Here is a 21,157-nt window from a genome sequence, read left to right on the forward strand (position 1 = left end):
TATGGCTCATATCGAAGATATGCTTTCCCGTTTGCCTTTACTTTACCGTGAAGGGGATCTGGTTGGCCGGATTCTGGCGCTTCCGGGTCTCCAGGTGGAAATATCAGATGAGCTTATGCTTTTTGTTCAGCAGGCGCACTGGTTTGACAGCACGGTAGAAATATCAGAGGCAAGAAAGCTTGCAGCTATATTGGGTATTGAGCACGAAAGCTGGCAGAGTCTGGGAGAATTCCGGGCATGGGTTCATGCACTGCGAAATAGCTGGCTGATAAACGGCACAACAACCGTCCATGGCCTTAAGTCATTTGTTGAAGAGTATACAAACCGTTATCAAGATGCTATCGATACGGTTTTTATTCCGCCTGTACGCAGTTGGCAGGAAAATGACGGCATTCAAAAAAATACCGGAGAAGATGCTGCCAGTTTTATTGAAAACCCGAAAATTAAAAAATACTTATATATTCCTGAAACTGGAGGTATTGAACCGCTTCATCAGTTTGCAATCTTTCAGCGGGGAATAGATGATACGTATCTTCATATGCTTTATACCGGTATGGTATCCACACCCGAATATGTTCCTGTTTGTGCAAATATCACAACAGGTCAGGCGTTAATCTATCTTGGTGAAATACCGCCCGGTAAACGTCTTTGGATAACAGCCAATGAATCGGGGCTTGCATCTGCATCACTTGAAGGAGTTGATGTTACCGCAAAGCTTCGTTCAATTGAAGGCTATCAGGCCGGTGTAGCATGGAATAATGACCAGTACATTGAACCGGCCCGGGCAATCAAACTTGTCAGGGGAGAAAACCGGCTCTGGTTTCTGCCTCTTGCGCACTATGATCAGAAAGGGCTTGATCGGTTTCTTCTTTCTTTTGCAGGGACTGATACCCAACAAGGCCGTATGGATGAAACCTGTTTTGATAAATCATTATTTTATCAGCAACCTCTTATTAAACTTGCTGTCGCCTGGTACGAAGCTGTTCCGGCATCTTTTGCCGTCACTCTTAGTGGTGGTATAATGAGGTTTCGTAAAGGCGGAGAAGATGCCGCCAATACAAAGCGCAAGCGGCTGGTCTATTCATTGCAAAACGGTATTAACAAACTGAAAGCCGCAGGAATAAAGGCAGAAGTCAGCCTGGCTCCTTTTACCGAAGTTCAGCATCAACGTGATAATTTGTGCGATATTTCACCAAAAACTTTTAGCTCATACGGCCCGACCGGGTCCGATGCGGTGCCGAAAACCGGAGCAATATTTGGGAAATCGGAATTTGAAAATGTTAAATTTAGTTAAAATAAAGGAATTACCATGAAAGGACGTCTATTAATCGAGCTTCGTAACTCAAATGGTGAAGTTATTGACCGGCGCACAGCTGATAATGCCGTAATGCAGGGAGGTGGTGAACTGGTTGCCCGTCTGTTTTCAGGGCAGGGATTTCCGATCAGCCATATGGGAGTCGGAACATCCGATATGCCCGAGTCCGATGATTTCAGCACCGCAGCACTGGTTAATGATCCGGACGGTGAATATGAACCGTTGAAAGGTGAAACCGAAACGATATTGCCGCCGGAATCATTTAGCATTGAGCATAATCCCGAAAAACGGGTTTATACCGTTAAAGTGCGTGGTACACTTCCTGCCGCAGCTGCCGTGGGTACTATTCGAGAAGCCGGCCTTATATCAAAAAACGAGAGCATATCGGCATTGTACAATAGAGTGATTTTTTCCCCGATGTCAAAAGGAGATGATCATGAAATGACGATGTTCTGGGAAGTATCATTTCCTTATGGAGATTTGCAGTGGTATTAAGTCTGATTGCAGCCGGTTTGGCAGATATGAAACTGGCTCTGATGTAACATTTGAATTATAAAACCAGGAGGCGTTAGTTATGCCATCATTTAATTTTAAAATGCGCGGATTTGCCGCTGCAAATCGTGATGCGGTATTTGAACTGGTAGAAGAAAGTACAGGTACTAAACTGGAAAGAAAACCATTTCGTGACGGATCATTGACCATTCGTGATCTCAACCCCGGATTTTATCAGCTAAAAGTTAAGCATCCAAACCTGATAAATCCTATTGATCAGCGAAGGATAAGGCTTTATCCGCAAAAGCAGCCGACAGTAGTCCATGTTCCGATACCTGAAGATCTGTTCAAAGATTCGCCTATAAGAGATATTCCCGATGCTGACTTAACGCCTGTACAGCAAGCGGCAACCGAGGCTGCCGAAAAGGTCGCACCTCTTAGTCCCAAAGCTCCTGGAGAAGTTATTAAAAGCAATGACTGGAACGTATTGGTAGATGCAGTTTCCGACTTGTCAAAGGCGGTTTTGGAACTTACCAACCTGATTTCTCCCCGTGGCCATGATCATCCGGAAATAGCTGAAAAAATTGGCGAGGTCCAGGGTAATCTTATGCGCTTTTCGGAGGCTTATGGCAAAAGTCTTCTTGAACTGCAAAGAGAAATCGAGATAGCTAATCTAAAAAGAAACGTAGAAGAAACTCTCGATGCAGCAGATGCAACAAACGCAATAAGAGAAAGTGTTTTAGCACGAGTGAAGGATATGGAAGATATAGCTCAGGCAAATACTATCCATTTTACCCAGAAACTTGCATCAACAGGCAGTTTTCTGCTGACAAAGATAAACGAAATGGCAGTAGCCAAAGGAGATCATGCAGATACGTTTATTAATAACAAATCGGTCCAAAAAGCCATGCAGCTGGCCAATCTCTATGCCGAAACCGGCCCTGTAGTATCTGCCGATCAGGAAATAAACACATACAGGAAAAGCTCCACAGCAACCGGCGGTTTGAAATTTAACAGCGCCGTTGGCAAGGCAACAAGTACAGGAGGTAAATAATGGCAACGCCGGCTGATCTGGAAAGGCTGCAAAAACTTATGGAAAGATTGCAACCCCTTGCCCAAATGGAAACAGGTGATCCGGTTCAGGCACAGGACTGGAATACACTGGCAAAGGCTTTGATCTTTTTAGCTCAGACAATCCTTGCCAAAGAAAGTGAATCCGGAGTTTTGCCGCATACTCATCCGGAGCAGGTAGCGCTTTCATGGTTGACCCCACAGCTTAGAAAACATATGGAACAGGGTCCGCTTGGCGAACCCGCTGTTGAAGCCAGAATTGCAAAAATAGAGTTAAACTCAAAAAGAATTTCCGGCCGCATCGATTTGATGACAAGCGATGTGGGAACTGTCAGAAACCAGGTCGCAGATGTTGAGTTAAAAGATCTTGTCCGCGAATCTTCCGTTACAACCATTAGTCGGAAAATAGACAGTATGGCCGACGGACGTGATGATGTATTGCAACTTCGCACCTCCCTGAATAGTATCAAGAAAGAACTTGCCTCGGTGATGGAAGCATCGGATGCCTTTAAAATAGACGGCAAAATCGCCGATATGACCGGAATAAACGACCGTATAAAAAGTGTTGAAGTACTTCGGAAAAGACTTGAAAATTCTTCAGGTGAATTGCTGGATGCATCCAAACTGGAAATACGGCTTGCAGATATGGAAAACACACTGGTAACGGAAGAAGAACTTGATGCGGCGATAAAAAACCTGATTGATGCAACTACAAAGGGCCTTTTAGAAAAGGTTCATGAAGAAAGCAATGATGCTTTAAAGGAGATAATTGAAAAGCAGGCAGAAAAGATCGCAGCTCCAATCAGAGAAGAAATTCTGAGAAAAGTCCCGGAGCCCAAAGATCTTATCGAGGATATGGTGAAAGATCAACTGGGTGCTATAATTGAAGAAAAAACTACATTACTAAGTGGTGATTTGGACAAAAAACTTTCGCAAATGAAAGATTCCATATTAAAAACAGTGTTTGACAAGATTCCTTCCGACCCCGGCGATACGAGCTACGAAATTAATGATCTTACAAAAATATTTGGAATAGGTACCACCTTTGCGATACGCCTTAATGAAGCGCATGTTAAATCCTACAAAGAACTCGCAGCACTTTCTCATGAAGAGCTTGCTGAAATTCTTCACGTATCTTCCGATCGCATTAAAAAATACCAGTTTATTGAGCAGGCAAAGGAGCTGGTAGTCAAGACGGAAAGGGTTGGCTGATATGATAACCGAATTTCAAAGCGGCCTGGCGGATCTTTTGAATACGCGTCTACAGGCACCGTTTAGCGGAACTGTTATCGTATCAGATGGCAGCAAGATTACTACCTCTAATCAAGTTGTTATTTCTCTTGGTGTAATTTCTGTTAAGCCGGGTGAAGCCGACATGGGAAACAGGCGTCCGCTAATTGTTCCGGGAAATGATGATCCTCGTGCAGTATTGTATTTAAGCTGCATGGTTTCTTTATTGTGCTACCCGTCAAACTCCGGCGCCCGCGCCCAATGCGTGCAGGGTATTGAATCAATGCTTTACGTGTTGAATGCTTTTGAGGTAAAAAACGGCAGCTCCTTTCCACAAGATGCCGATCCGGGTTATCTGATACAAAACCTTTTACCCAAAGAAGCAACCTTGCCATCTGTAACGCTTACCGATCGTGAATACGGAGAAATAAAGATTGAAGCTCTGGGATGGTTCTGGCCGGTTGGAACACCTGGAATAACCGGTGAACCGATTAAGCAAATTCCCATCACTGCAACAATTGATTGATGGTACTTATGGCAATCGCAAGTCCAATAGTTGAAAGCAGTACTGATTACAAAGCATCAGCCGGACAATTTTCTCTTCAGGCTCTTTCGTTTTCCGAAGTAAATATTAATCCGGATGGTTATGCTGTTGAGATATCATGGCAAAATACCGATGGACTTACAAAAGCTATTGTATCCGGCGCTTTGTTTTATATCAAAAGCGTGTCCCGGGAACTCCAGCTTGGAGAAGTTTTTCATAGTTTCAGCGAATCAAACCTTGATTGCATAATAACATTTGATTCTATGACCCGCTTGAAAAAGCTTGCGATAGCCGATCTTGAGGTATTTACCGGCATAGACAGCAACGATGGCTATGAATCGGTAGCTTCCAGAAACGACCTGTCTTCACGCGGCCTTAAGATCGTATTGTCTATTCCTGACGGCAGAGGAGGTTTTACTCCCATATATTCGTCGCCCGCACCGCCGGCGCGGGCAGTACTTCCCAGCGCATTGATTGAATGTTCCTTTTCAAACGGCGTTTTATCCGTGGCGGATATCTTTGTTGAAACCGTTAGGTTAAATATTGTAAAAAAAGATCAGCCGGAAGATTTTGAGCCGGTACTATTTCGCTGTTCCACAATCACAGGAGTTGCCGCTAATTTGCCTGCAGATGTCAAGCTTGTTGCACCCAATGGAGAAACAATCTGGACATTCCCCAATGAATTCGAGCAGGCAGCACCGGTTATGATTGACTTTCGGCTGCCCCTTCAGGCTGCATTAAATGAGGCTCTGGGAAATAATCAGGAACTTAATATAGTATTTTTACTGAAAAGCTCAAACGAGGCTGCGGTTAAAATTACCCAGCCTATTATTTCCGGTGAACTTTGTCATATTATAGACGGAGTAAATCGTACCGAGCTTTGCGGAGAAGCACTTGAGGTTTCACTTGAAAAAGTGCTGCCTTTTGAAACTCCGGACGAAGCAAATGCTGATCTTAGTGTTACATATAACGGTATCAGAATACTTGAACAGGCATCGGATGATATTCCCTTGAAAACAGGCGATTTTTCGGGAAAGATACTTGATTCAAATGCTTTTTTATATAAACTTCCTCCTGTGTGTTCAAACGGTTTTCCGATTGCCCGCATTGCCGTAATCGGTCGTGCGCCGGTACCTTGCGAGCTGGAGATACAGCCCGGAACACTTAGCGGACAAACGCTGTTTACACCATCTTGTCCGGGAGTAGTTTTGAAAATAGAACCGGCACAGAAATTACATGCAATCTGGGCGGATTTTGCGGGTGTTACACTTAGCCCATGTCCTGATGCCTTGTCTGTAAAGGCTTTAAGCGGTCGCTTTTTCTGGGTTTTCGATCCGCATCCTTTGATACGTGTGGCTGTGTTTGATCCCGATCCGAAAGGCAGCCCTCTTTTTGTAGATGATATTCAGATTCTGGCAATTGAGGAAACAACAATACATTTACCGGCAACTTCACTTCCAAAGGGTCCTTTTTGCAAAACAAATCCTGTGCTGTATAGCAGTCTGTTTTGTACTGTAGACCTTTCAGATATAAAATTAAGGTATAATCGATGAGCTTACTCGATGATTTAAAAAGTCTGGACATATCAGCTATTCTTTCAGCAAGGGAGTCAATATCTCTTTCTATTAATTCGGATGATATCCAAAATGTCCTTGAGCGCGGAGCAGCAGATGCTGCTCTGTCAGCTCTCGGTGAGCTATTAAATCAGCTTAGGGAAGAATTCGACTCACCTGAAAAACTGCTTCTGCCTTTAGTGGATGCTGTGGGCTCAATTGGTGATGTTATAGATACCGATTATCTTCCTATTGCACAATATCTTGAAGCAATACAAAGCGGTGCTCAAATTATTGCTACTCTGATAGAGGGCCTTGGCGATGATCCAACAAAACTTGGAAAAGTACTCGGCCTTTCGTTAGGCGATATTCTTGATACCGCATCATCGGTTATGAATGTACAAAGCTTTGTTCATCCCGATCTTCCAAGATTTAAACAAATTATAGAAATTGTAGATACCGGACGTCCCACAGATCCCCGGCAGATTGCTGAACTGGCACTTGAAATACTTAATCCTTTCCCGATAGATTCCCTTTCTGTAATCCGATCGGGAGTTTCGGGTATTTTGGACGGTATAGCGGATATATCTTTGCCGTCCGGCAGAACAGACGGATTAATAATTGCTTTAAATGACGTCACGGTATCAGCTTCAGCAGGTGATTCAACGCAATTAACGGCAGCGCTTGCTCAACTGGAAACTGTAAGGGCCCAAACAATTACTTCTTTAAACAATGACCTTATGCAGGTAGCCACCCGGATCGGCCAACTTCCTGTAAGCCGGATTATTGATTCTGTTTCCGGGGTTTCCGGGGTGTTCAACAAGGCTGAAGTAAATGTGCTTGAACAACTTGAATCATGGCGAAAGCAAATGGAAAAGATCAGGCTGTTTATAGAAAATCTGCCTCCTGAGATACTTGGAGATATTCTCACACAGTTGATCGAAACTCTTGAAGAATATGTAAACACATACCTTGTCGAGCCTATTGAAAAACAAGTAGTAAAGCTTGAAAACTGGATACGTTCTCTTTTAAGAGAACTTCCTTTAAGAGAGTATAGAAACCAGCTGCGTGATTTTCTTTTTTCCATAGCACGGGCTATCCGTGATGCAAATCTGGACGGGCCTGTAAAAATGGTCAAGGATCTCTTAAACGGTATAGAAGAAAAGCTTGACCCCGAAGCGCTTACGGCGGATATTCAGGCGGCATTGCAGGGTGTTGAAGATGTAATCGGCGGTGTATTGGATCAGATAACCGGATTTATAGAGACAATCGGCGGAGAAATAAATGCACTTTCTTCACAGGCAGTCGGGTATCTGGAACAAGCCGCACAAGCTTTGGCAGACTTCAAATCCCTTATAGATTCCGTAACCGCAGCTATTGATCAGCTTGGCATAGAACAGGCTGCCGATCAGGTGAAAGACGCACTGGTTGATTTGCGTGAAACCGCTGAAACGCTGCTTACCATAATGCCGCTTCCTGATTCGCTCAGACCGCTTATAGAACAACTGATATCATCCATTGAAGGTATAGACTTTGATGTTGTTATACAGCCGCTTCGTCAGGCCGCCTCTAAAATGGAAATACCGGAGGAAGTCGGAACAACCATCAACGAAAGCTTGCAGACTGTTGCAGATCTGATAACGAATCTTATCCCTGATGAACTTATAACATCTCTTGAAAATGAGATAAAAGAGGCGCTTGATACTTTAAGAAATTTTGATCTTTCCACTCTTTTGGGAGATCTTGACAATATAGTGGAAGAAGCTGCTTCGTTTATAGGAACACTTGATCCACGGCCTGTTGCAGATAGCATCAGGGGACCCTATCAGGCTGTCCTTGATGCAGTAGATGCGGTTGCTCCTGCAAGGTTGATGGCTCCTCTTATAGAAGCATATGATTCTCTTCTTGGTTCCATACCTATGCCGACGCCTGAAAATGCGGTACGAGGTGTTGCAAACGCTGTTAACGAAGTTGGGCAACAGGCAGCGCAAGCTATCACAGCTCCTTTAGCGGAGATGGTGCCGGGAGCAAGCATTCGGGAAAGTTCCGATGAGCGCGTTCCTGTTGAGGCGCCAACTGACGAACCCGAAGTGAGGGCGGGTGATATAGTGCGCCTTTTAGGATATCTTCCGAACAAGCTGCGAGAAATCCTTAATGACCTGGAAGAAGGAGCCATCGGAGATGTTCTTGGCTATATTGATAATCTGTGCGGCGGTCTGGCAAGAGATATACGCAGCCTAAGTTCCGCCATGTTGGAAATTGATCGCAGGGTATACCAGTGGATGGAAGATCTTTTGCAGCCGCTTTCAAGAGCCCAGCTTTCGGCACAGGCGGCAATTTCAGTCAATATATCGGCAGGTGAAATAGATATAAACGCTTCAATGCATATGGTGGCTCTTGCCGGGCCTGCTTCCATGCGCAGAAAACTTGGCGACTCGCGTGGCCTGGTGAAAAATGCTGTTAAGGGCGGGGCAAAAACAGCAGCAGGAGTAATGGGCTCCCATCTTGAAAAAATAGCCCTTTCTTTGGAAAAAACCAGCCTTTCCCGACTTTGCAGGGATGCAGATTCTTTTCTGGCAGCCCTTGATCCTGAACCTATAGCAGCGGAACTTGATGCGCTGGTTACTACGGTCATGCAAAAAACTCCCCAGTTTCTTGATGCAGGCGAAGATGCGCTAAGAGACTTTATAAACAGATTTACAAAGCTTGTGCAGACATTTAATCCTGGTGTACTGGCCCATCGCTTCTTAAGAGTTACAACGGTTTTAAAAGAGGAAATCGATATTTTAAATCCGCGAAGATTAGCCGCAGAACTTGGAGAAATTCACGGAGCAATAAAACAAACCATTATGGCATACGATCCTGCCGTTTTGGCGGAAGAAATATGGGAGACTATATCTGCACTTAGCTTGGCTTTACAAGCGCTTAAGCCGAGTGAGCTTTTAAGTGAGTTGTCTCCTATAGGCCCTGAGTTTTTTGAAAAGATTGAAAATGCAATGCCAACAAAGGCGCTTAAAGATATTGACAGATCGCTGGATCATATCGGCGCACAGCTTAAAACATTAGATCCTTCACAATTACTCGAATCGGTTAATGAACTGGGGCCACGGGTGGTAGATGAATTTGAACGTGGCATTGAAATTATCCGTTCCGAAATTCTTGCTCTGCTTAATGCAATCCGGTATGCAACCGGTTCCGGATCGGCACAAGTATCGGTTAGTGTTTCAACAGGATAGATCAATCTCAAACTCAGTTTTTTTAAGGAATAAAACAATGAGTCGCTCTAAAACAGAATCTTTTACTATACCCGGAACTTCGGAAAAACTTGTTTATACACGGGATGAAAAAGAACGGTTAACCGGACTTTTCTGCAATGAACGCACATATCTATATTGTTCCGGGTCGGTGTATCACTACGACGAAGATATTGCCATAGTGGACGAAATACTCTGCGGCCAGGGATTACTTCGCTCTGTTAAGACAATACATGGAAGCTGGGTTGAAAAATATTTGTGGGATAAAAACGGGCGTCCTTATCATATAGACGGAACTGAAATTATCCGGGATAAAGATAATAGAATCACACTATGCCGCACAAATAAAGGAGACTGGCAGTATACATATCAGGGGCATAATTGTGTGCGAATAGATTCGCCGCTTGGTACACGACATATAGCACATGACCTTATCGGTCGCCCTGTGAAGATGCAGGAAAACGATCTGGTAGAACATATATCTTATGATGCAAACAATAAAAGAAAAGATATACCGCAACTGCCTGAAACATGGCATCGCGATAATCTTGGAAGACTCTGGACTGTAAAGGATAAAAGCGGCAATATCCTGTTTACATGGCTTTGGGACGGATTTCGATGTATCGGAAGAATAAACGGTAAACCCGGACAAAAACTTTTTGCCCTGTTTTGCACCGATCCGGGCGGCACACCCACACGAATTATTACACGCCAAAATGCTGAGCAGATACCAAGAGATGCATGCGGGGAATCGCTTTTGTATCAAAATGGCGTTCCGGGCCTTTTCGGCGGCTGTATTTACAAAGGATTTATGCACTACCGTTCGCGTATTCTTGATGTGCGAACAGCAAGCTATAATGCTCCTGATCCTTTTGATGGATCGCAAAACGATCCACGCAGAAAAGAAGGATATCAGGGCACTCTTGCAGTGGATGCTCAGCCTGCTGGTGTTTATGCACTATGCTATAATGATCCTGTAACATATGCCGATCCCACCGGAGAAGTAAACGGATGGATGGTTTTAAGTGATCTTACCTGGTCTTTACAAAACAATATTGTCGGATGGCTGGGCTTTGAGCCTGTAATAAACCTGTGGGGAAGTATTTTTGCCGGAAAGACAAAAGAATTTGGTGAATCCAAATATATAGAAAGCGAACGCACCGGAAGTTTCGGAACAATAAGAAACGGCTGTATTGCAAATGAACGCGCAAAAACCTTCCAGCATATGATACTCGGTCAGGTAGAGGAATTTTTAAAGCTTGAAGATGCCCATGTATTTGTTCCTGATACGCGTTTTACTCCGACTCTTTGCGGAACACTTTTGCACTGTATTCCCGACCACGGAACTCAATTTTTACTTCGCGGATCTCGAAATCCCGGCAATGTAGATACGGCAGAACGCGCAAGAGGCTGGACACGGTCCGGTGGAGCTGCCGAACAAGTCATACCTTTTTCTCCTGTACCCTGGTTTCCGGAAGGAGGCCTGCACTTTGATGGCCCGATTTTGGGTTTGAGAAAAGGAGAAGATGATGATAATTTTCCATGCAGATGCACGGAAATTGAACCGTTTGGCCCTGTTGGTATGGGAACAATCAGCAATCGAAGTTTAATTATTGTGCCAACAGCTCCGATCCCGGTTGTAGATTCGGATTTTATCCTGATAACGGATGCTCAGTTGCGGGCATTTATAACAACTGCTGTTTCCGAAGCACAAGTTAACGGACAAACCCATATTGTATTGGAGCATGACTTAACCGGCATTGTAGATCAGGCCGGTCTTGATTTACAGCGTCTTGGTGCACCGATAGCGCCTGCCGACGTATTTGCCGCTCCTGTGTCCGATACCGAGTTTGATGCGATTGGTTCAACAGGCGCTTATGTGCGAAGTGAGCCTGTTCGTCTTATTCAAAACAATGAAACGGTCGGCGCCACTTTTATAAGCCGGTTTACAGCTCAAATTGCAATAGATGAAGAATTGCCTGATACAATGGTGCAACCTTTAACAGTAACCACACTTGAGCCTGGACCTGACGGAGCTCAAGGTGCGGAATGCACCGCAGATGTCAATAAACTCCATTTTGAAGCAGCTGATCCAAAACCTGCAACAGGTGAAATTATAATTGTAACGGGAAACGGTAATACCATAGTAACCATAGTTACCGGGGTTGAGGGTGACGACCGTGTTGTAGACAGAGAACTTGGCGATGTGGGAGGTGATGGTGATCCTGTTACCTGGGAAAAATATCAGGAAACAGAGCTTGTTGGAACACGAAATGAGGATGTAGAAGCCAATCCGCAGATTACATATGAAGCAAATGATGTAAGAAAAGCCCCTTCGACAGGCTATGTTCTAATAGATGACGCTTCAGGCAATCAGGCAACAAGAACCGTAACAGGTCTTAATTACGACCGCATAGAAGTTTCCCCGCCATTGGCGGGAGATACAACACAGCAATACGAAGCAGAACGTTTTTCGGGTTTGCCTGCAGCGCAGCAGTTTACCGGCAGTGATTGCTCGTTTACGGTCGAGAACCTTTTGGATCTAAATTCGGATCCGGATCTGGAAAATACCAAAGCTTTTTTGCTTCACCGGATAAACGGTACGGCCCTGCAAACACCTATAGGTGCTGCGCTTACGGATATTTCCGGGCTTAATGTTGCAAACGCCGCAAATGCTGCCGGGAACTGGCTTGCAACGGCTACTATGGGGGCAGGCTGGGTTGTTCCCGGAGATTTTTCTGCGGGCCAGATTGCAGTTATAGACGATAATGCCGATTTTGCACCCGTATGTATAAAATCCATTAGTATGAGTTTTCAATTCGACCGGCTTCTTGAATTAAATACTTCAGGGCTTTCAATTGTTCCGCTTGAACCGGACGGCCCGGCCTACAATGCTGTATTTGCCGATGCCGTCACTGTAACGGCGTTGCCATATGTAGATATTGGCGGAATCGATACGCGTGTTCAGATGCCACGGTTTGTAGAAGGAGAGATGGTCGAAATAACCTGGAATGCGGCAGGCGCTCCGGTCAGTATGGCTTACCGCATAGTATCCATTGACGGAACAACCATGACTGTAGATGGTCAGGGAAACCTTCCTGCACCCGCTGTATTAAACGGAACCATAAGACGTCTGATACCGGTTGATCCGGCAACCGGCAGCCCAATAGCCGGAATCAAAGGGCAAACCGTAAACGGCAATCCGATTGCCGGAACCGGCAAGGAAGATGCGGATACGGTATCTTTTAATATATGGGAAAATGCTCCTTTTGCAGCACATAATTATTTTGCAATAGTCGATGAGCAGGCGGCTTTTCCTGTTTCATTTGATAACACTCATACACCTGATCTTGAAATAGAATTCGGCGATGATCCGGGCATATACGGCAATGCCTGCCGTATCACCGCACCGCAGAATTGCGACGAAACACGATATTGCGCTTCTTTTACAACAGAAGCTCAAACCATTCGTATTATGGCTTTTGATCCGCCTGAGGCAGGTTCTTTCGGAGGCAATCCTGATGATTGCATACTGGCAATGGCTTTTCGTGATACTTTAACTCAAACGGAAGGGGAACTTTCCGGAGGTACAACCTATGTTCCGCAGGATATAGGCTATGAATTAACCCGTTATGAGGCTTTACGGGATCACGAACTTATTCATACCCGCCAGTGTACCCAGTGGGGACCTTTGCTGGTTGCTTTTTTCCCTGTATGGCTTCTGGAAATGATACTTGAGCTTACAACCGATATAGAAGAACCTGAATTCTCTCCTTATGTTGGTGGTGAAATTGTAAGATCAAACGGTATACGCGTTTTGCACATACCCGATTTTCAGGGCATTGATTTTGAGGAAGGTGATTCGGTACAGGTAACAAACGGAGGGGCTCAGGTTGTGATGGAACTTGGTGATCCGCTCGCAGAAGATGAACGTAAATTTCGTATAACCAATACAACCCTTTCAGGAAATGTTCAGCTTCGCAGATGCATAGGCACAGGAGCAAAAACTGCTCAATGGTTTGTAAACATTATTCAACTCTTTACTCACGGTTCCGTAATGAACAATCTTGTAGGAGCAACCTACGGCGGAATCTTTTACGGCCTGTATCGTCTTATATATGCTGCGGTTCGGGGGATCGGCGGTTCCGGTGATGTTTACCAGGCGGAAGTGGAAAACGATGGCGCTCAGATAAGATTGTATAATGAAGCTGATACAGTGCATTTTAGCGGTGCTGCCCGGATTATCGTTCAATCCGGGGAATCCAGCCTTGTTCGCTCAGTTGGTCGCCCTGCCCCGGAAGAAGGGGAAGAAGCATTGCCTGAGCCTGATCCGGCAGTAATTTTTGTTCGTACGCCTTTGTCTTTTACAGGTACGGTTCAGGTTGCTCCTTATTCAACACATACTCCCGGTTCCTGCTGGGATTCAAACTCCTATTATCCGGCAACAATTGCAGACACGAATCGACCTGCTGCAATACAGGTATTTGCTGTGGGTGATGATTCGCTCACACTTGCACGCCATGACAGAGTGGTTGTTACATCCGGTACTCAATCAATTCGCACTAATGTTAGTAATGTTACTTCCGACGGTATTGTTGAACTTGAGGATATTCCTCCTCTTCCGACAGGCGAGACTAATTTTAGGATTGCAAAAATAGGCACGCATGATCCAATGGGATGGCTTGATAGCTGGCTCATAGATGAAATGGAACTGGGATGGACTGAAATACTTTTTGATCCATGGGGCAGGTTAAATCTTTCCATTGATATGGAACGAGGTTCTTTCTGGGATGTTTTGACAAGGATTGGGCGATATCTTTTCGGAACACAATCTTACTCACTTCTTCCTGCTCTTGGTTATTTCTTCTGGGACAATGCATTTAAACAGTCGGCAGGCGAAGGCTTTTTGTCTGAAATGGAACAGGAAGCCTCTGAGGAAAGTGGTGATCTTTACAGCCCGCTGGGACGTCTTCATAATTATACACGAAGACGCTTGCCATCTGTGCCTCCGGGACAACCGGAAGATTTCAGCCGCGAGGTGGATGATGATGAAGATCCGAATTTTCCTTATGTGGGTGACATTGGCAGATACTGGTTTTTCCCATGGAAATTTGGCACAACAGAACCAAGTGGCTATGTAATAGAAGGGCGTCATGGTATGACCGTTATTACCGAAGGTTTGCAGGATGCTCCCGGAACTCATATAAATAATATAGATTCAGCACGCCTTTTGCCCTCAGTAACCGATACTGCTGCAGCTTCCGCCGATCCAAACGGAGCAGCCGAAACTCCGGCAGGAACCGGGTTGGAAGTTGCCGATATATTCGTGCAAAAAAATGCAGCTGATCCGCTTAATCCGCTGACTACTGCTATAGACCCTGTAAGCTTTACGCTTTCAAATCAGGGGCGAATACCTTTGCCTCCAAGGCTTGAAAGAGTGACAGGCGCATATATTGCTTTTTGCCGTCCGTCAAACGACCAGAATCTGATTACGGTTCCAAACGACATAGATATGGCGGATCGCGTTGTCCGCACATCAGACGGACTGCAAAGAACCTTTTACCGGGTAACTGTACACGATGTAACCGTATCGGTATTTGGTAACCCCATAGAAAACGATCAAACACTAACCCTTTTTGCAACACAGCGCGTTCATATAAATGTCGAACCCACAGGAAACCGCAGCTATGCCATTACACTTCCTGAAGGCAATGGGGGTAATATTTTACATAGCAATGGAGAAGATGAAATTACAGCACAAACTACTCTAAGCACCGATCCGGTTCCTGTTGAAATCAGCCGTATATACAGATATGATAACGGTGCTTTTGTTGATGAAGCGCTGACGGCACATGGTGTGAATGCTTTTTCAGATATTCATATTCCGGTCAGGATGATTGATGTTGAAGTTACGGATGAACTTTTATTAAGAAGCGGTATCCCTTCAGTTTCAGATCTGTTTTCAAACTGGGAAATAAATAAAGTAGATGAACTTCGACCCGGAAATTCCGGTTTCTATCTTGTGCCGGTTCCATGCATAACAGTATTTACAACAGCTTTTAATTACAATCCTGTTGCACCTCCCGCAGATCATGTTGATCCTGTGGTCAATCCCGATCCTGATGTAGAAATAGAGCCTGCAATGCAGGCATATATCGGTGACGGCGGTATTTTTGAAGTAAATCTTGGGGCAAATGATCCGCCCGAAGAAGAAGTAGATGTAACTTTCAGTATAGATGTTGGTGAAGTAGACGATAACCCCGATCCCGCAAACCCTCCTGTTACAACTACATTAACGTCAACGATAAAACTAAAACCGCATTTTCGCTTAACTGCCCCTTCTTATGATGTCGCAGCCGGTGATACAATTACTCTCACTTTAACAACAGAGCCAGGCGATCCCGCTGTAACGGCAGGAAGTGTTGTAGTAACACCATCTGCCGATGTGGAATTTGAAATAGTAACTCCTTCTACTGTTGATATAACATTTGATTCCGCAGATGCAGGTGCCATAAGGCGGGTTCTTGTAACCGATGGAAATGATGAAAACAGGATTGCAAGACGAACGATACGGATTGTATAGCGAAAGCCCTGGTGGGAACATTATTTTGCCGGAGTATTGATTTTTTAGTTTTGTACTGCTTTGGCTCTTAGAACAAAATTTTTATGAAACTCTGTACTTAGGAATCCGCCGGACTGTCTTCCTGGCTATGGTAGCGAATAGGCTCGTTTATGCGGCGGCAGAGTTCATTGACCTCATGCTTAAGTTCCATTACACGGCCCTCACGCCCAATCATAACAGCCTGCCATCTGCGCAGTTCCTCCAGTTGCTTCCTGATTTTTTCATCGGCCTGTTTGCGTTTGGTGATGTCACTTACAATATGAACAGTACCGGTATGCTGGCCGGCTTTGTTTATTATAGGATCGGTGATGACTTGAAACCAACCATTGCCGATCTGTAGTTCCATGTCCTCACGTTGCAGGCTCTGGCGTGACCGGAGGAAAGGACATTCAGGGATCGGATGCGATGTTTTATGCACAACTTCAAAACAGTGTTTGCCGATCAAATCCTGGCAGGTATGATGAAAGAACTTTTCTGCGGCCTTGTTTAACCGCAAAATCCGCTGATCATTGTCTAAAATCCAGAAGATATCGTTAGAAGCGTTAAAGGTAGACTCCCACTCCAGCGCTAACATTGTTGCATCTTCTTCCGCTTGTTTGAGTCTGGTAATATCGTTTATCGTGATACGGCACACAGGGGTACAGTCGGCATTATGTGAAATGGTAACGGTAAGATGCGCCCAAAATTTTGTATTATCATTTTTTTCCATCTGCAGTTCATAAGCCTGCGGTTCGGTATCTTGTTCTTTATTTGCGGAATAGGCCTCAAAAAGCTTTTTACGATGCAGATAGTAGATGTCCTGATTTTCTTTCAGGATAAATCTGGAAAAAAGCTGTTTGATCATCTCGCCATGAGTTATACCAAGCAGGTTGGCGGCAGTAAGATTCGCCTCCAGAATCACCCCCTTTTCGCTAATGGTAACATAACCCACCGGCGCAAGATCGTACAAATCGAAATAGCGGGCTCCGGCAGCTCCAAGTTCTACCTGTACCCGGCGCAGCTCATCATTTTGCATTTCAAGCTCGATCTGATGCACAAGCAGTTCGTGGAGTATTTGCTGCGTTTCTTCAGCCGACAGGGTTTTAAGAAAATCCGGCGATCGGGCTGCTCTTTCCCGCAAAAATTTTTCGGCATCCTGGCGTAAAGACAGCACCTGGCTTGTTGCAGGCCCGGATTGTCCTGAACGGTTGTCATTGCTGCTCATTATGGGGCTCCTTTATTTTTTTCGTCCGGTTTCCATTTCCGTTGTTGCAACCGCATATATACGCCCTGATTCATTCACTAAAGCAGTGGAAGTTATCTGGACTTCAACTATAGTTTCGTTTTTAGCGATCCGCTGCGTATGATACGGTTCTATGATTTTAGCCTGACCAAGCTGCTGTAGTCTGGCCAATGCTTCTTCCTGCAGCTTGGAAGGAATAAGGTTACGGATGTTCATCTTCAGTGCATCAGACTCACTCCAACCATACATCCTGACTGCTCCGGGATTCCATGCCAGTATATGTCCATCAAGGTCATATACTGTAATTGCATCGTATGCATCGCGTACTACTACCGCCAGACGTACCAGGTCTTGGGATTTTAGAAGTGCCTCCTTTGCCTGCTTCATCTCGGTTATTTCAACAAAGGTGATAACTGCACCCTCAATTATGTTGTCCAGCGTACGGTATGGAAGGATGCGCATCATGTACCATTTGCCGTCCGTTGCCTGAACTTCTACTTCCTTGGGAACCAGTGTGTCCAGCACGGTCTGCACGTCTGTCACAAGGCTGTCATAGTCTATAAGATTAGATACTATGTGGCCGACTGGTCTTCCTAAGTCGCCTGGTATAAGGTTAATAATCCTGGAGGCATTTGGAGTAAAGCGAAGGATGTGCAGTTGATGGTTCACAAAGATAGTGCCGATACCGGTGCCGGCCAGCAGATTGTTCATGTCGTTATTAGCCTGGGTAAGGTCGGCCATTTTTGTTTGCAGCTCGGTATTTACAGTCGCCAGCTCTTCATTAACAGATTGCAGCTCCTCTTTGGAAGTTTCAAGCTCCTCATTGGTTGATTGCAATTCTTCGTTCACAGACTGCATTTCCTCATTGGAGGATTTTAGCTCTTCGTTGGAGGTTTCCAGCTCCTCATTGGCGCTCCGCAGATATTCTTCCTTGACACACAGTTCCTGCTTAAGCGCATCTATACTAGTATTTGCGATAAGCCCGTCTGATCCATAACCGGTCGGCAGCTGATCACTGATTAATGCAGGATGATTACTGCTACCCGGTTCCGGTTGCGGCGCTTCCTCTATTATTACTATATAAAGGGGCGCCTCAGATAACGCTAAGGGGTTTTTCGGCACCGGACGTACGGTCAGGTTAACCGTAGTCTTGTCGCCGTTGGTTTTGACGCGCAGGCCGTAGCAGCGTATGACCTCTTTTGTTGCCACGGCTTTGTGGATGGCAATAGTCAGATCGTGCCGCAACCCTTCGCGGGCCATTTTATGGATATTATTAACAGCAACCTCTCCGGGGGTAGGTTCAAGATACATTCCGGTACGGCCGTGCAGATAAAGTATATCCCCTTTTCCGTCTACAAGTGCTGCGGCCGGGGCGATTTGCTGCAAAATAGATTGTTCAGCCAGTTCGCGAAGCGGCAGTTTTTTTTTACCGACCGTATTTCCTGCTGTATGCGAAACAGTAACCTCTCTTGCCGTTATGGGAGGAAGAAACCGCCCTATAGCCTGGCGTTGAAAGCTGTGAAAATATTCTTTGCGCTGATACAGCTTTGATTTACGATCTATTACAGCAAACAGATCGTCAAACCCGCCAATAGTTTCGGAAGTACCCAGAAAGAGCATGCCTTCCGGTTTCAACGCATAGTGGAACAAGGGGATCAGCTTTTTCTGCAGCTCTCCGTTTAAATAGATCATGAGATTACGGCAACTGATAAGGTCAAGTTTGGAAAATGGCGGATCTTTAATTAAATCCTGCTCCGAAAAAACCAGTATGTCCCGGATGCCTTTATTGATACGATAAGTGGTGTCACCAGTCTCGGTTGAAAAAAAGCGTGCCAGCCTTTCCGGTGAGATGTCGGCCGCAATGCTTGACGGATAGAGGCCGGCACGGGCTTTGCTGATAGCATTACTGTCAATATCGGTGGCGAATATCTGCAACTTGTAGTTTCGCTTCAGGGCTTCCATGTGTTCCTGAAGGAGGATGGCGATGGAATATGCCTCTTCGCCTGTTGAGCATCCCGGTACCCAGATGCGAACCATGCTATCTGCAGGCTTGCCGGCAAAAAGCTCGGGGATGATCTTTTTTTCGAGAACATCGAAGGCTTCAGGATCACGGAAGAAATTTGTAACACCGATAAGAAGGTCACGAAACAGAGCCTCAACTTCGACCTGATTCTGTTGCAGAAATTTGACATATCTGTCAAGCGTTTCTATCTGATGAAGTGCCATACGCCGTTCGATGCGACGGTTGATGCTGCTCGGCTTATACCGGGAAAAGTCGTGGCCGGTCTGAGCGCGCAACAGTATGAAGATCTTCTTAAGTATATTCTCAGATTGGGGCGGCGAAGCAAAAGCCGTTCCGGGAGAGTTCCCGAAAGCGTGGGCAACATAGGCAATGAGTTGAGCAGCCATCTCGCCCGGGAAAAGCTCATAGTCCACCATGCCGGTAGCGATGGCGCTGCGTGGCATGCCGTCGTATTCGGTTGAGGTTGGGTTTTGGGCCATGGCCATGCCACCCTCGCCCTTGATGGCCCGCACTCCCAGAGCACCGTCGCTGCCGGTGCCCGAAAGCACGATGCAAATGGCCCGTTCCCGCTGGTCATGGGCCAGCGAACGGAAGAAAAAGTCAATAGGAAGACGCTGGCCTCGCGGGGCGGAGGGCTCCAGCAATTGGAGGCTACCGTTTATAAAGGCCATATCACGGTTGGGCGGAATTATATAGGCACAGTTTGGCTCTATAACCATCCCGTCTTCGACCTCAAAAACCTGCATACGGGTGTAGCGACGGATTAGTTCGGTTAAGATGCTCTTATGATCCGGTGCCAGATGCTGGACCAGAACAAAAGCCATACCCGGATCGGTGTCTGCGGGCATACCTGAAAAAAATGCCTCAAAGGCTGCCAGGCCTCCGGCTGATGCGCCGATGCCGACAACGGGAAAGGGCATGTCAGCGCCTATGCTTTCAATTGCTTGCTCAGGTGATGTTTCTTCCGGTATAATTTTGGCCCGTTTTTTCTTCTGGGGTTCAGGCCTGGGTTTGTTTTTCATGCTTATTATTTCTCCTGATTATCCGTACAGACGACCACCGGTTTTATTATAGACAGCTATAAGGTAAAATAGTATGCCTTGGGGTCACGGGAAGTTGAGTAATAGGCGTTTTGCCTTTTTTATAAAATAGTTAAGTTATAAAAAATATATATTCCGGATATAGATTTATCTGTATAATATCCGGGCCTGATGAAATATTAAGTGGATCTATGAATCATTTGATTTTATTTTAATTAATAGGTATTTTAAATACTATTATTAAATTCAATAAAGTCAATATAATTGTCAGAATGTACCTGCTTGTTATTTAGTGATTTATTGAGAACAAAAAACAGTAGAAATTGGCTTTTATGTTCTGTCGGCACGAATAGTTTTGCAGATACATAAGATATCAGATTCCGTTAATATTCTGATACTTTATATTGACATATAAGCCATAACATGCTTTATTCAAAACGAATTTAATCTGCTTATTTTCAATGGTCAATTATTTTTTCGGCCATTATTTTACTATCTTCAGAGCCAATTTCAAAACGTTTAAACAAACAATTTAACAGAATAAAATGAAAAGGAGAATTAATGGAACCTGAAAAAATAATAGATGGTTTGTCAAAAGAATTAGTTTCTGCATTAAAATCAATGTCAAAAGCAAAGGATGTTAATGAGAAAGAAGTTCATAGTCGAATTGTGAAAAATTTATGTGAGTCTTTGGGTGTTTTTTTTGATTTGGCAAATGAAATGATGCCTTTTGATTTTGAAGATGATTCAGATAAAGAAGACATTCCATTTTGAAGGTACATGTGTTCATC

The 21,157-nt window shown here is 44.9% G+C and carries 11 protein-coding genes; 9 read left to right on the plus strand and 2 right to left on the minus strand.

The window, feature by feature from the left end:
• Window position 1: 1 nt before the first annotated feature.
• The 8 genes from KKC46_14100 to KKC46_14135 all read left to right on the plus strand — a co-directional run bounded on the left by KKC46_14100 (window position 2) and on the right by KKC46_14135 (window position 16,042).
• On the plus strand, window positions 2–1,294 hold the full coding sequence (locus tag KKC46_14100; GenBank protein ID MBU1054941.1) for a hypothetical protein: 1,293 nt from the start codon (window positions 2–4) through the stop codon (window positions 1,292–1,294).
• A 15-nt stretch (window positions 1,295–1,309) separates the two neighbouring features.
• Window positions 1,310–1,810 (plus strand): hypothetical protein, encoded by a 501-nt coding sequence (locus KKC46_14105; protein MBU1054942.1) that lies wholly within the window; start codon window positions 1,310–1,312, stop codon window positions 1,808–1,810.
• A gap of 79 nt (window positions 1,811–1,889) precedes the next feature.
• The gene (locus KKC46_14110) at window positions 1,890–2,861 is read left to right on the plus strand and encodes a hypothetical protein (protein ID MBU1054943.1); all 972 of its coding nucleotides are present in this window, start codon (window positions 1,890–1,892) and stop codon (window positions 2,859–2,861) included.
• A complete protein-coding gene (locus tag KKC46_14115) occupies window positions 2,861–4,090 on the plus strand; it encodes a hypothetical protein (protein MBU1054944.1) in 1,230 nt (409 codons plus the stop codon). Before KKC46_14110 ends, KKC46_14115 begins: the two co-directional genes overlap by 1 nt.
• 1 nt (window position 4,091) lies before the next feature.
• Window positions 4,092–4,634, plus strand: a complete 543-nt coding sequence (locus tag KKC46_14120; protein MBU1054945.1) for a hypothetical protein — start codon at window positions 4,092–4,094, stop codon at window positions 4,632–4,634.
• Window positions 4,635–4,642: 8 nt separating this feature from the next.
• Window positions 4,643–6,205 (plus strand): hypothetical protein, encoded by a 1,563-nt coding sequence (locus KKC46_14125; protein ID MBU1054946.1) that lies wholly within the window; start codon window positions 4,643–4,645, stop codon window positions 6,203–6,205.
• The gene (locus tag KKC46_14130; protein MBU1054947.1) at window positions 6,202–9,441 is read left to right on the plus strand and encodes an LXG domain-containing protein; all 3,240 of its coding nucleotides are present in this window, start codon (window positions 6,202–6,204) and stop codon (window positions 9,439–9,441) included. Before KKC46_14125 ends, KKC46_14130 begins: the two co-directional genes overlap by 4 nt.
• Before the next feature lie 37 nt (window positions 9,442–9,478).
• The gene (locus KKC46_14135; GenBank protein ID MBU1054948.1) at window positions 9,479–16,042 is read left to right on the plus strand and encodes a hypothetical protein; all 6,564 of its coding nucleotides are present in this window, start codon (window positions 9,479–9,481) and stop codon (window positions 16,040–16,042) included.
• A gap of 97 nt (window positions 16,043–16,139) precedes the next feature.
• Here KKC46_14135 and KKC46_14140 read toward each other — a convergent pair whose 3' ends face one another.
• Window positions 16,140–17,285 (minus strand): PAS domain-containing protein, encoded by a 1,146-nt coding sequence (locus tag KKC46_14140; GenBank protein MBU1054949.1) that lies wholly within the window; start codon window positions 17,283–17,285, stop codon window positions 16,140–16,142.
• Window positions 17,286–17,297: 12 nt separating this feature from the next.
• On the minus strand, window positions 17,298–20,348 hold the full coding sequence (locus tag KKC46_14145) for a PAS domain-containing protein (protein ID MBU1054950.1): 3,051 nt from the start codon (window positions 20,346–20,348) through the stop codon (window positions 17,298–17,300).
• 579 nt (window positions 20,349–20,927) lie between these two features.
• Between KKC46_14145 and KKC46_14150 the strand changes: the two genes are divergently transcribed.
• Complete coding sequence (locus KKC46_14150; GenBank protein ID MBU1054951.1) at window positions 20,928–21,140, plus strand: hypothetical protein; 213 nt, start codon at window positions 20,928–20,930, stop codon at window positions 21,138–21,140.
• Window positions 21,141–21,157 lie beyond the last annotated feature (17 nt).

It is taken from the genome of Pseudomonadota bacterium (assembly GCA_018817425.1).
Classification (GTDB): domain Bacteria; phylum Desulfobacterota; class Desulfobacteria; order Desulfobacterales; family RPRI01; genus RPRI01.